The 12,406-nt window shown below is 57.9% G+C and carries 14 protein-coding genes; 11 read left to right on the top strand and 3 right to left on the bottom strand.

From position 1 onward, the window contains the following. Complete coding sequence (locus AC50YL_RS21065) at positions 1–1,371, top strand: bifunctional folylpolyglutamate synthase/dihydrofolate synthase (protein ID WP_494834519.1); 1,371 nt, start codon at positions 1–3, stop codon at positions 1,369–1,371. Between the two features lie 7 nt (positions 1,372–1,378). Beyond that, on the top strand, positions 1,379–2,773 hold the full coding sequence (murC, locus tag AC50YL_RS21060; RefSeq protein WP_494834518.1) for a UDP-N-acetylmuramate--L-alanine ligase: 1,395 nt from the start codon (positions 1,379–1,381) through the stop codon (positions 2,771–2,773). A 229-nt stretch (positions 2,774–3,002) separates the two neighbouring features. Here murC and AC50YL_RS21055 read toward each other — a convergent pair whose 3' ends face one another. From AC50YL_RS21055 to AC50YL_RS21045, 3 genes are all read right to left on the bottom strand, one after another. Beyond that, positions 3,003–3,890: a peptidoglycan-binding domain-containing protein gene (locus AC50YL_RS21055; RefSeq protein ID WP_494834517.1), complete on the bottom strand. Its 888-nt coding sequence runs from the start codon at positions 3,888–3,890 to the stop codon at positions 3,003–3,005. 223 nt (positions 3,891–4,113) lie between these two features. Beyond that, the gene (locus AC50YL_RS21050; RefSeq protein ID WP_494834516.1) at positions 4,114–4,626 is read right to left on the bottom strand and encodes an SRPBCC family protein; all 513 of its coding nucleotides are present in this window, start codon (positions 4,624–4,626) and stop codon (positions 4,114–4,116) included. Positions 4,627–4,685: 59 nt separating this feature from the next. Then, a complete protein-coding gene (locus tag AC50YL_RS21045) occupies positions 4,686–5,018 on the bottom strand; it encodes an ArsR/SmtB family transcription factor (RefSeq protein WP_161744702.1) in 333 nt (110 codons plus the stop codon). A gap of 134 nt (positions 5,019–5,152) precedes the next feature. On the opposite strand from AC50YL_RS21045, the gene AC50YL_RS21040 reads away from it, so the two are divergent. From AC50YL_RS21040 to minD, 9 genes are all read left to right on the top strand, one after another. Then, positions 5,153–6,562, top strand: coding sequence for an SPOR domain-containing protein (locus AC50YL_RS21040; protein WP_494834515.1), 1,410 nt, complete (start codon positions 5,153–5,155; stop codon positions 6,560–6,562). 62 nt (positions 6,563–6,624) lie between these two features. Next, on the top strand, positions 6,625–6,867 hold the full coding sequence (locus AC50YL_RS21035; protein ID WP_494834514.1) for a DUF4321 domain-containing protein: 243 nt from the start codon (positions 6,625–6,627) through the stop codon (positions 6,865–6,867). Between the two features lie 35 nt (positions 6,868–6,902). Then, positions 6,903–7,532 (top strand): Maf family protein, encoded by a 630-nt coding sequence (locus AC50YL_RS21030; RefSeq protein ID WP_494834512.1) that lies wholly within the window; start codon positions 6,903–6,905, stop codon positions 7,530–7,532. A 68-nt stretch (positions 7,533–7,600) separates the two neighbouring features. Continuing rightward, the gene (gene radC, locus AC50YL_RS21025; RefSeq protein ID WP_494834510.1) at positions 7,601–8,293 is read left to right on the top strand and encodes a RadC family protein; all 693 of its coding nucleotides are present in this window, start codon (positions 7,601–7,603) and stop codon (positions 8,291–8,293) included. Positions 8,294–8,337: 44 nt separating this feature from the next. After that, a complete protein-coding gene (locus AC50YL_RS21020; protein ID WP_494834509.1) occupies positions 8,338–9,372 on the top strand; it encodes a rod shape-determining protein in 1,035 nt (344 codons plus the stop codon). A 100-nt stretch (positions 9,373–9,472) separates the two neighbouring features. After that, complete coding sequence (mreC, locus tag AC50YL_RS21015) at positions 9,473–10,348, top strand: rod shape-determining protein MreC (protein ID WP_494834507.1); 876 nt, start codon at positions 9,473–9,475, stop codon at positions 10,346–10,348. Next, on the top strand, positions 10,345–10,869 hold the full coding sequence (gene mreD / locus AC50YL_RS21010; protein ID WP_494834505.1) for a rod shape-determining protein MreD: 525 nt from the start codon (positions 10,345–10,347) through the stop codon (positions 10,867–10,869). The genes mreC and mreD overlap by 4 nt, the downstream gene beginning before the upstream one ends. Before the next feature lie 69 nt (positions 10,870–10,938). After that, positions 10,939–11,598 carry a septum site-determining protein MinC gene (gene minC / locus AC50YL_RS21005; protein ID WP_494834504.1) on the top strand — a complete coding sequence of 220 codons (660 nt, stop codon included), beginning with the start codon at positions 10,939–10,941 and terminating at the stop codon, positions 11,596–11,598. A 16-nt stretch (positions 11,599–11,614) separates the two neighbouring features. Beyond that, the gene (minD, locus tag AC50YL_RS21000) at positions 11,615–12,406 is read left to right on the top strand and encodes a septum site-determining protein MinD (protein ID WP_161744710.1); all 792 of its coding nucleotides are present in this window, start codon (positions 11,615–11,617) and stop codon (positions 12,404–12,406) included.

Below are 12,406 nucleotides of genomic sequence, written 5' to 3'. Positions count from 1 at the left end.
ATGAGCGAACAACAACATGACATAAAGCCGCTCGCTTCGTACGAGGAAGCGAGATCGTGGATCGAAGGGCTGGTCGCATTCGGCATTCGCCCCGGCATGGAGCGTATCCAGAAGCTGATGGAGCTGACGGGCCACCCGGAACGCAGGCTCAAGTTCATCCACGTGGCGGGCACCAACGGCAAAGGCTCGGTCTGCGCCTATCTAACCAGCGTGCTGATTCGCTGCGGCTACGACGTAGGGACGTTCACGTCCCCGTACATCACGAAGTTTACGAATCGTTTTCGATACAACGGCACCGACATTCCGGAAGAGACGTTGCTGGCGCTCGCAAACCGGCTGAAGCCGCTCGTCGAGGAGATTGCCGCAACGGAGCTTGGATCTCCTTCGATGTTCGAGGTATCGACGGCACTCGCGATTCTCTATTACGGAACGGTTGCTTATCCGGATTTCGTCGTATGGGAGACGGGACTTGGCGGTCGTCTCGATGTGACCAACATCGTGACTCCGATCGTCTCGGTCATCACGAACGTCGGCCACGATCATATGGATATCCTGGGTGACACGCTCGAAGCGATCGCCGCGGAGAAGGCCGGCATCATCAAGGCGGGGGTTCCCGTCGTCAGCGCGGTGAGTCAGCCTGAAGCCGCGCAGGTGATTCGGGATACCGCGAGAGCGAAGAACAGCTCGCTGTATATGCTGGGCGACAAGTTTCACGAGACGGCGACCCTCGTCCGGGAGAACGAGCAGACGTTCCGTTTCGACGGGTTGTTCCGTTCGATCGACGAGCTGACGATTACGCTGAACGGCCCGCACCAACGGACGAATGCGGTCGTGGCCGTCATGACGCTGGAAGTACTGCGGCAGTATTACGCGCTGATGCTGGAGGACGAGGATTTGCGGGAAGGACTCCGCAGCGCCGCATGGCCGGGTCGCCTGGAGATGATCGGCGAATCGCCGCGGATTCTCATCGACGGCGCGCATAATCCCGAAGGCGCGGAGATGCTTGCGGCCGCGCTGCGGGAGACGTATTCGTACGAGCGTCTTCACCTTATGATCGCGATGCTGGCGAATAAGAATCATCGTGACACTTTGCGGCATATACTACCTCTAGTGAATACGCTTGTCGTGACAGAGGCGGATTTTCGCAAGGCTCTGTCCGCTGCCGATCTGGCGGCGCTTGTTCATGAACTTCGGGAGGAAGCGGGCTATTCTTTCGAGCTCATCGTGGAACCTGATTGGAAACAGGCGCTTGAACGGCTGAAGATGTCGACCGGCGAGGCGGATCTGGCAGTCGTGACCGGCACGCTCTACTTGATTGCCGACGTCCGCTCCAAATTGCTCTATAATCAGGATTCTGAAAAAGGTTGGTGAACCGTCTTTGAATACAGCAGAACACGTTCATTTCATCGGAATCGGCGGTTACGGCATGAGCGCAATCGCGCGTGTCATGCTGGAGATGGGCTATAAGGTAACCGGCTCCGACGTAGCGCGCCAAGAACTTACGGAGAAGCTTGCGGCCAAAGGAGCTCGCATATTCATCGGGCATCAGCCGGAGCATGTCGCCGGAGCGGACCTTGTCGTCTATTCGACGGCCTTATCCCGGGACAATGTGGAGCGGAAAGCGGCAGAAGATTTGAATATCCCTATCCTGCACCGGGCTCAAATGCTGGCTCGGCTGATGAACATCGGCAAAGGCGTCGCGGTGGCGGGAGCGCACGGCAAGACGACGACCTCGTCGATGATCGCGCTCGTGATGGAGACCTGCAAGCTCGACCCGACGTTCATCATCGGCGGCGAGATCGTCAATGTCGGCACGAACGCAAAGGCCGGCAAGGGCGAATACGTCGTCGCGGAAGCGGACGAGAGCGACGGATCGTTCCTGCAGTATCATCCGACGATCGCCATCGTGACGAATATCGAACCGGATCATCTCGAGAACTACGACGGCGATTTTAATAAATTGCGGGCAGCCTACGTGCAATTTCTGAGCCAGGTGAAGCAGGGCGGCAGCGCGATCGTCTGCGCGGACGACGAGAATATGCAGGGTATGCTGCCCGAGCTCTTGTCGGGGCCGCTCGGCCATGAAGGCGTGCTTTCATACGGCATCGACCAAGAGGCGGTGTATCGGGCCAGCAACATCCTGCTCGGGGACCGGAAGGTTTCCTTCGATATGACGAAGCAGGGCCAGCAGCTCGGAAGAATCGAGCTCTCGGTTCCGGGACGCCACAACGTGTACAATGCGATGGCTACCGTCATTACTTGCCTAGAGGCGGGGATCCCGTTCGCGTCCATCGCCGAAGCGATCCTCGATTTCCGCGGCGCGAAACGCCGGTTTCAAGTGCTGGGCGAAATCAACGACATTCTTGTCATCGACGATTACGCGCATCATCCGACGGAAATCCAGGCGACGATCAGCGCCGCGAAGTCGACGGGCAAACGGATAATCGCCGTCTTCCAGCCGCAGCGCTATACCCGGACGTTCTTCCTGCTGGAGCAGTTCAGCCGCGCGTTCCCGGAGGCGGACGAAGTGCTGATCACGGATATTTACTCCCCTGCCGGCGAGCAGCAGATCGAAGGCGTCAATTCGAAGAAGCTCGTCGAGCTGATCATCAAGAACAGCAACCCCAATACGAGCTACTATCCGACGAAGGAAGAAGCGTTGGCGGTGTTGACCGAACGGGTCAAACCGGGCGATCTCGTCATTACGATGGGGGCCGGCGACATCTGGAAGGTTGCCGATGCGCTGGCGAAATCGCTGCGCGCCAATGCCTAGGCGAGCGTAACCGAGCGACGGAGCCGCTGCCGTAAACGGCGTGCCTCGTAAGCTGAAAAGGGCCGTCATCCGGTGCGTTCACCGGATGACGGCCCTTCGTCGTCTTAGATCAAACGACAAGCCGGAAATCCCCAGCGGGGGTTTCCGGCTTGATGGCGTGCGTTCAGTCGTTTCCGCCGTTTTTGTCGTACCCGGATCCATTGCTTCCCGAGCCGTAATTGCCTTGCTTTTATTGACCGCCGCTTTGCCGTTGGGCGTTGTCTTGCCGTTGGCCGTTGTCTTGCCGTTGGCCGTTGTCTTGCTGTTGCCCGCCGCCTTGGCGTTGGCCGTTGTCTTGTCGTTGACCACCGCCTTGCCGTTGGCCGTTGTCTTGCTGTTGGCCGTTGTCCTGCCGTTGGCCGTTGTCTTGCCGTTGACCATTGTCTTGCCGTTGGCCGTTGTCTTGCTCTTGCCCGCCGCCTTGGCGTTGGCCGTTGCCTTGACCTTGACCGCCGCCTAGGCCTTGACCGCCGCCCTGACCCTGACCGCCGCCCTGACCTCGCCCGCCGCCTTGACCCTGACCGCCGCCCTGACCTTGACCGCCGCCCTGACCTCGCCCGCCGCCTTGACCTTGACCGCCGCCCTGACCTTGCCCGCCGCCTAGGCCTTTGCCGCCGCCTTGACCTTGCCCGCCGCCTCTTCCTTGACCGTTACCGCGCCCTTGCCCGCCGCCTTTGCCGTTCCGGATGCCTTGCGCGCGGCCGTTGTTCCAGCTTTTGCTTTTGGCTCGCATTTGCATGCCGGACTTTTTGGCGTGATAGACGTATACGATGGACTTAAGCGTTCGACTGTCGACGACGCCCGTAGCTTTGAGGCCGTGCTTCTTCTGATAGTACTTTACGCCTCGGACCGTCAGATCGTTGTAATGTCCGTCGATCGGCCCCGAATAGCTGCCAAGCGATTTCAACATCCCTTGAATGACGTATACATCCGGTCCTTTAGCCCCTTTGCCGATCGCGGAGCTGACGTTGGACATGCCTACGAACAGCACCAACGCCAGCATGGAAACTGCCAGCATTCGGGCAACCTTTTTGACATGCCATTTTTTCAAAGCACCAGCTTGGTTCTTCTCCTTCATTCAACAAGACACCTGCCTTAGTAAGTATGCGGACTCGTAAGCCACAGCCCTTACTATACCCCTAGTATTATTTTTCTTATGCCGCCGAGACGGGCTGGCCGATAAGCCAAAATCATCCAAACGTCCGAAAAAAAACAAACCAACCCGAAGGTTGGTCTGACGTCTTGACCGGCTGCCTCCGTCTCGAGGAAGGAGGGGGGCGGTATCTTGCATGATCGTGCCGTTATACAAGCGTCGCCAGGTATTCATCCAGCTGGGCAAAGGTACCGGCAAAGCCTTGTTGGACGTTGGAGCGGTTGCTGTCGAATGTATGAAGCTCTTCTTCGGAAGCGTTGACGGGGATGCCGCGCATCGTCAATTTCGTTTTGCCGTCCGCTTCCTCGAAGATCAAAGTATTCAGCATTTCCATCGGCCAAGTCGGGCTGGCCGGGTGGCGAAGCGTATTTCCCTCGGCGTCCGAGAAGGAATTGGTGAAGACCAGGCGCTCCGGAGGAGAGATTTCGCGGTAGACGAACTTGCCCCACATTTCATGGCCGTCCGGCGTTTTCATGCTGTAATGGAACAATCCGCCCGGGCGAAGGTCTACTTTCGCGACGTTCATCGCCAAGCCCTTGGGTCCCCACCAGTTCAACAGATGCTCGGCTTCGGTAAATACTTTGAAAACGAGATCGCGCGGGGCATTAAGCGTGCGGGTAAGGACCAATTCCTCTGTATTTCCTTTTTGCTGCTGGGTCATGACTCGAGAATACCTCCATAGTTAGCTTAATCGTGGTGAAACCGCCGCTTTAGGCCCTCCTAGTCGCCATCCGGCTTCTTGGCCTTGCTCTGAAGTTCTTGCAAATAATCCTCCAACTGATCGAAACGGTCCTCCCACACCCGGCGAAACGAACCCAGCCAAGCGTCCAGCTCCTGGAGCGGACGGGTTTCCAGCTTGTAAATACGCCGGTTGGCGGCAGGCTGCATCCCGACTAGCCCGGCATCGTGCAGTACGCGAAGATGCTTGGAAACCTGCGGCTGCTGGAGATGAAGCCTGTCGGCAATATCGCCTACCGGAAGAGGACCGTCGCGCAACAACTCGACAATGTGTAACCGGTTCGGCTCGGCAAGAGCGCTTAAAGTCGCATTCATGCTCATAATATACTCCATAGGGAATATTCCTGTAAAGGAATGGTTTGAAGCGAGAATGGCGCGGCTGCCTGGTCATAATTCTCTCAACTCTCTCATAGACTTGTACTAGAGTACGCGGACAAGGAGAGAGTGCGATGAATTCGAATGGACGCATTACGTATCGTTTCGATAAAAGGAGCGGTGAACGCGTGGAGCAGCCGCCGCAGGGGCAGCCGCGCGCATCGGAAGCCGATGCCGCCCGTTATTTTAAAGAGGAATTGAAATTCACGCCGGACATCCCGGCCTGGAACAGCCCGTTTCAAAATGATGCCCATGCGCTGGAGCAGCTTATTCGCGAAGCCGACGGCCAAATGCCGAAACGCGAACCGCAGCCCCGGGCAAGAGCTTATGCGGAAGAGATCGAGCCGGCGTATGTGCCGCTTCCACCGGAGAAGGTCATGCCGCCTTTCGAGGCCGATGATACGATATTGTTAGGCGACGAGGGAGCGGAACGCGAGATGCCGCTGCAAGCGTATTCCAAGCGCGGTGCGGCGTCTCCGATCATCGATATGTATCCTCAGATCGAAGTCGACGAGGACCTGTACGGGAGCCGCAACAAGCCGGGGAAGCGCATGTCTTCCGATACGCGGCTTACCGGTTCCGCGAAGCGGCCGCCGCAGGGGCCTTCGTGGTTCAAAGTGTTCGCTTCGGTCGCAGGCGCGATCGCCACGGGGGCGCTGTTCGGCTATTTCGTCCTGACGCTGTTCACGGGCGGGACCGGTTCCGATAGCACGGGCACGACCGGGGATTCCCTGCCTGCCGCAAGCGGCACGGTAACCGGCGGCGGAAAAACGGCAGGAGCCGCGAACGGAGGCAAGGCGACGGACGCCGGCAGCGCCAACGGCAATCCGGACAGCACGGGCGGCGCGGCGAGCGCCGGCGGGCTTCCGACGGTGAAGGTAGACGTGCCGGCGGCTTCCTATTACATGCTGCAATACGGGGTATTCAGTACGCAGGACGGGCTCAGCGCAGCCGCGGCGGAACTTCATGGCAAGGGGCTTGCGGCCGCATCGCTGACATCCAAGGACGATTATCGCATCTATGTCGGCATGTCGACGGACCGCGACGAAGCCGAACTTCTCGGCCGGACGCTTACCGGCATGGACGTTTACGTGAAGCAAATCGATCTTCCCGCGCTCAAGGCGGTCGCATATGGGGGCGCTTCGTCCGATGCGCAATCGTTCTTCGAAGACACGGCCCGGCTGCTTGCGAAGCTGGACGGCATGACGGTCGCAAAGCTGAGCGGCCAATCGGCAACGGACGGCGAATGGCAGGCGCTGCACCAGCAATGGACGGAATCCGCGTCCAAGATAGAGACCGGCATGACGGACAAAACGAATAAAGACACGCTGCACAAACTCGTTCAGGCCATGAACACGGCAGCCGTCGCTGCTGGCGAATACGCTAAAAAACCTTCCGAAGCCTATCTGTGGTCCATGCAGACTTCGCTCATGAACGCGGTCTTTATCCAGAAAGACTGGTTTGCTTCCATGGAATCATTGTAAAGCGTTCCCGGGACGCGTATAATGGAATGTACGTGTCAAAAAATGGCGAGGGACGTTGGAAGATGAAGAAAAATTTCTGGGTATTGCTGCTGTTCATCGTAATCGGTCTGCTGGCCGGCGCGCTTATCGCCCGTTCGTTGGCTACGGTCCCAGGACTTTCGTTTCTGACGAAATCGACCCCCATTGTTTGGTCGCCAGCCGCGGACTTGCTCGTGCTGAGCTATTCGTTCACGCTGCGGCTCCATGTCAGCCTGCTCAGCATCGCCGGCCTTGTGCTCGCCATTTGGCTGTACCGCAAACTGTAGGGAGCTGCTACGATCCGCAAAGGAGCCTTGCTTTGATGGAAATTTCCCGCACGACCCCAACTGAACATCCCAGCCAGCTCGTGCTGGCTTCGTCTTCTCCCCGCCGGCGGGAATTGGTCGCTTCACTCGGCCTTTCCTTGCCGGTTCTCATTTTGTCAAGCGACACGGATGAAACGACGCCTCCGGACTGGACGCCGCCGCAAATCGTCGAACGGCTCGGATTGCGCAAGGCGAGGGCTTCGGCAGAGCTCCTCTCGCCCGAAGACGCGTCGGCCTCGCTTGTTATCGGCGCCGATACGATCGTCGTGCTTGACGGCGAAGCGCTCGGCAAGCCGCGCGACCGTTCGCATGCCGTGGGCATGCTGAGCCGGCTTCAAGGGCGCCGTCACCAGGTGTTTACCGGTATCGCGTGCTTCGAGCCGCGAACCGGTCGGCAGCTGACCGCTCATCGCAGAACGGAAGTCGTGATGAAACCGCTTGATTCCGGTACGATCGAACGCTACGTCGAATCCGGCGAGCCGATGGACAAGGCGGGCAGCTACGGCATACAAGGCCGAGGCGCCGTGCTTGTCGACCGGATCGACGGCTGCTATTTCAACGTGGTCGGCTTACCGCTTTCGCTCCTGTCGGACATGCTGTCCGAGTTCGGAATCGCGATTATTTAAACGCGCCGGAACGTTTCGTTCTCGGCGCGCACTTGACACTAACCACTACTAGAAGGCAGGGAACTCACATGGAGGCAGGCAAGCCCTATGTGCTTCGAAACATCCCTAACGAAGACCGACCGAGAGAGCGCCTGATGACCGTTGGGGCCGATGCACTCAGTCATGCGGAATTGCTGGCCATTCTGCTGCGAACGGGAACGAGAAGCGAATCCGCCGTTCTCCTCGCATCGCGAATTCTTAATCAATGCGGCAGCCTGCGCGGGCTTGTGGACATGAGTATCGCGGAGCTGACCAAGATCCGCGGGATCGGACCCGCCAAAGCGGTCCAGATCCGAGCCGGCATCGAGCTCGGCCGCCGCCTTGCCCGCAGTCAGCAGGGAGAACTGCCGACGATCCGAAGACCTTCCGACGCAGCCCAAATCATGATGGAAGAGCTCCGCTATTTAAAGCAGGAGCATTTCGTTTGTTTGTACTTAAATACGAAAAATCAAGTCATTTTAACGGAAACGTTATCCGTAGGCACCCTCAACGCGACGCTCGTCCACCCTCGCGAAGTGTTTCGCGCGGCGATCAAATGCAGCAGCTCCTCGCTGATCTGCCTGCATAATCACCCCAGCGGCGATCCGACGCCGAGCCCCGAAGATATCGCCCTCACGAGACGCCTGGTAGAAGCGGGCGAGCTTGTCGGCATCGATGTACTCGACCATTTGGTAATAGGTGACAATCGCTTTATAAGTTTGAAGGAGCAAGGCCACATGTAATATAATAAGAGGGATTGTCTTACGAAAGAAAGGAAGATACAACTATGTTTGGTGGTTTTTCGAAAGATCTGGGAATCGATTTGGGTACAGCTAACACACTCGTCTACGTCAAAGGAAAAGGAATTGTCGTAAGAGAGCCTTCCGTGGTTGCTCTTCGTACCGATACCAAGAAAATCGAAGCCGTCGGCGAGCACGCCAAAAAAATGATCGGCCGCACGCCGGGCAACATCCGCGCGATCCGCCCGATGAAAGACGGCGTTATCGCCGATTTCGACACGACCTCCACGATGATCAAATATTTCATTCGTCAGGCGCAGAAGAGCCGTTCGCTGTTTCCGCGTCACCCGAACGTGATGGTTTGCGTGCCGTCGGGCATCACGGCCGTCGAGCAGCGCGCGGTGAAGGACGCGACCGTGCAAGCGGGCGCGCGGGAAGCTTTCACGATCGAAGAGCCGTTCGCGGCGGCGATCGGCGCGGACCTGCCGGTTTGGGAACCGACGGGCAGCATGGTCGTGGACATCGGCGGAGGCACGACGGAGGTTGCGGTCATCTCGCTCGGCGGCATCGTCACGAGCCGTTCCATCCGTATCGCCGGAGACGAGATGGACGAGGCGATCATGCAGTACATCAAGCGGATGTATAACCTCATGATCGGAGAGCGGACGTCCGAGCAGCTGAAAATGGAGATCGGATCGGCGCTTGCCCTGGAACAGCAGGAAACGGTCGAAATTCGCGGCCGCGACCTGGTGTCCGGATTGCCGAAGACGCTTCCGATATCGTCGGACGAAATTTGCGAAGCGCTGGCCGATACCGTCAATGCCATCGTCGACGCCGTCAAGGTCACGCTCGAGAAATGCCCGCCGGAGCTGTCCGCGGACATCATGGACCGCGGCATCGTCTTGACGGGCGGAGGCGCCTTGCTCAAGAACCTGGACAAGCTGCTCGCCCGCGAAACGGGGATGCCGGTCATCGTGGCGGAGAATCCGCTTGATTGCGTTGCCATCGGAACAGGCAGAGCGCTGGACAATATCGACCTGTTCAAAACACGCGGAGGTCCGGTTTCCCGCTCCAAGAAGTAATCCGGACATGGATTTTGGGGAAAACGGATGAGCGACGCTGATTGGTTTGAACGAGCCTGGGGTCGTTCGGCATTCAGCACGAAAATGGGCGGGTGAAGAAGTGTTTAATTGGATGCGCAACAAACGGATGTTTGTGCTCATGATCGTGTTTATTCTCTTCGTCGCCGTTTTGGGCTTCTCCATCGGCGACCGGAAGAAGCTGTCGTGGCCGGAGAATTTCGCGCTCGATACGACGGGCTTCTTCCAACAATGGCTGTACCGGCCGGCTGGCTATGTGTCGAATCTCGTGCACGACCTGTCCCATATGCGCGAGGTGTACAAGGAAAACGAGCAGTTGCGCATCGCGGCTGCCGCTTACGCGCGGGACAGCATCAAGTACAATTTCATGGAATCCCAGCTGAAAGACCTTCAGGAGGGCCTGCACTTCACGGAACGCCAGAAGGAACTGAACAATTACAAATACCTTATCGCGCAGGTCGTCGCCGTCAACAACGATCCGTACGACGAGACGATCCGCATCAATTTGGGCTCCAAGGACGGCATCAAGCCGAACATGGTCGTCGTCACCAACAAAGGCTTGGTCGGCTTGATCATGCGCGTCGATCCGTTCTTCTCCTCCGTCATGCCGATCACGAAGCTGAACGTGAATTCGATCGATACGAAGCTGATCGCGGCCACCGTTCTCGGCAAGGAAGAGAAGTCTTTCGGCATCGTCGACAATTACGATTCGGAGACCGGCAAGCTGTCCATGTCCAAAATTTCCGAGCATGACCCCCTGAAGAAAGGGGATACCGTCATTACGTCCGGCGAAGGCGGGGTTTATCCGCGCGGCATGGTCATCGGTACGGTCGACAGCAGCCAGGTAGGCGATTTCGGCCTGACCTACACGGCGACGATTACGCCGGCGGCGGATTTTGATCATTTGACCGAAGTGTTCGTCGTGCAAACCTCCGATTTGGGAGAAGAAACTCCATGAGCCTCCAGCGTATCATAGGCGTCATGGTGCTGTTCTTTTTGTCGGAAGGAACGATCTTCTACTGGTTGCTGCCTGATGATATGGTCGGGCGCATCGTACCGCATTTTACGCTCGCTTTCGTGCTCTTTGCGGCGCTCTACCGGGGACGGCACTCGGCGCTCCTGCTCGGCTTGTCGTTCGGCTTGCTGCAGGATCTGGCGTTTTACGGCCGGATTCTCGGCGTGCATGCCTTCGCGATGGGGCTGGTCGGATATTTAACCGGATTGTTGATGGAGCGCAAGCGCAGCACGCTCTTGATGGCGCTTTCCATGATCGGGCTGTCCACTCTCGTCCACGATACGGTCGTCTATTTCATCTACCGGGTGTTCCGGCTTACGGATCAAACGTTTGAATGGGCCTTGTCGCAGCATATCATTCCGAGCCTGTTTCTTCAGCTATTATTCGCTTTGGCCTTGTACATACCGGCAAGACGATGGTTCGAAGGCAGCATCAAGCCCAAAACGGACGAAGAAGAAGATTAACGCGTCCTTCGAGGCAGGAAAACGCGCGCGAATGAAAGAATCGTATAGAGAGAGAGGGGTGGAGCGAGCGTGACCGAGAAGCAGCATATTACGATAAAAGGCGTCAAGGACGGGTTGATTTTCCTCCTCGACGACAATTGCGAGTTTTCCACCTTGCTGGACGAACTGCAGTACAAATTGGAAAAATCGCATCAACAGCTGCTGACAGGTCCCATCGTTCACGTTCAAGTGAAGCTCGGCACCCGTCTGATCAACGAGGAAGAAAAAGAACGGATTAAAGCGACGATCCGGCAGCAGGGCAATCTGCTCGTGCAAACGATCGAGAGCGAAGCCAAGGTCGAAGCAAAGCCCGAAGACGGCAATAATATCAAGCTCTTGACGGGCATCGTCCGATCCGGCCAAACCGTCGAGCACGACGGCAACCTGCTGCTGATGGGAGACGTCAATCCCGGTGGCACGGTGCTGTGCACGGGCGATATTTACGTGCTCGGCGCGCTCCGCGGACTGGCGCATGCCGGCTACAAGGGAGAGAAGGATTCCGTCATTGCCGCGTCCTTGCTGAGACCGACGCAGCTCCGCATCGACGATGTCATCAGCCGTCCGCCGGACGAATGGATGACGGGGGACGCGATGATGGAGTTTGCCTTCTTGAGCGAAGGTGTAATGAAAATCGATAAGATGACGCAGCTGCAGCGTTTGCGTAAGCTGCCTGTCTTGTTTAGAGCTTGAGCGGGGGAGTGAAGTCATGGGAGAAGCGATTGTGGTGACATCGGGTAAAGGCGGGGTCGGCAAAACGACGACCTCGGCCAATATCGGCACGGCGCTTGCATTGCTTGGAAAAAAGGTGTGCATGGTCGATACGGATATCGGCCTGCGCAATCTGGACGTGGTCATGGGGCTCGAAAATCGCATTATCTATGACTTGATCGATGTCGCGGAAGGCCGCTGCAGGCTCAACCAGGCGCTCGTCAAGGACAAGCGATTCGAAGAGCTGTACATGCTGCCGGCCGCCCAAACGAAGGATAAGAGCGACATCTCGCCCGAGCAGGTCAAGGATATCGTCGTGGAACTGAAGAAGGAATACGATTACGTCATCATCGACTGTCCGGCCGGCATCGAACAAGGCTTCCGGAACGCCATCGCCGGCGCCGACCGCGCGATCATCGTCACGACGCCGGAGAATGCGGCCGTCCGGGATGCGGACCGGGTCATCGGACTGCTGGAGCAGGCGCAAGTGCCTTCGCGGCTCGTCATTAACCGAATTCGCGCGAATATGGTCCGCTCCGGCGATATGCTCGACATCGATGAAATCTGCCAGGTGCTTGCGATCGACTTGCTCGGCATCGTTCCCGACGACGAGAAGGTCATCCGTTCGGCCAATGCCGGCGAGCCGACGGTCATGGATCCGTCCTCGCGCGCCGCGATCGCTTACCGGAACATCGCGAGGCGGATGCTTGGCGACATGGTGCCTCTCATGCCGCTCGAAGAGAAGACGGGCGTCATGAAGCGATTCCGCAAGTTTCTCGGAATAGGATGA

This window comes from Paenibacillus sp. J22P277, assembly GCF_059383675.1.
This window is presented reverse-complemented; position numbering and strand designations above follow the sequence as displayed.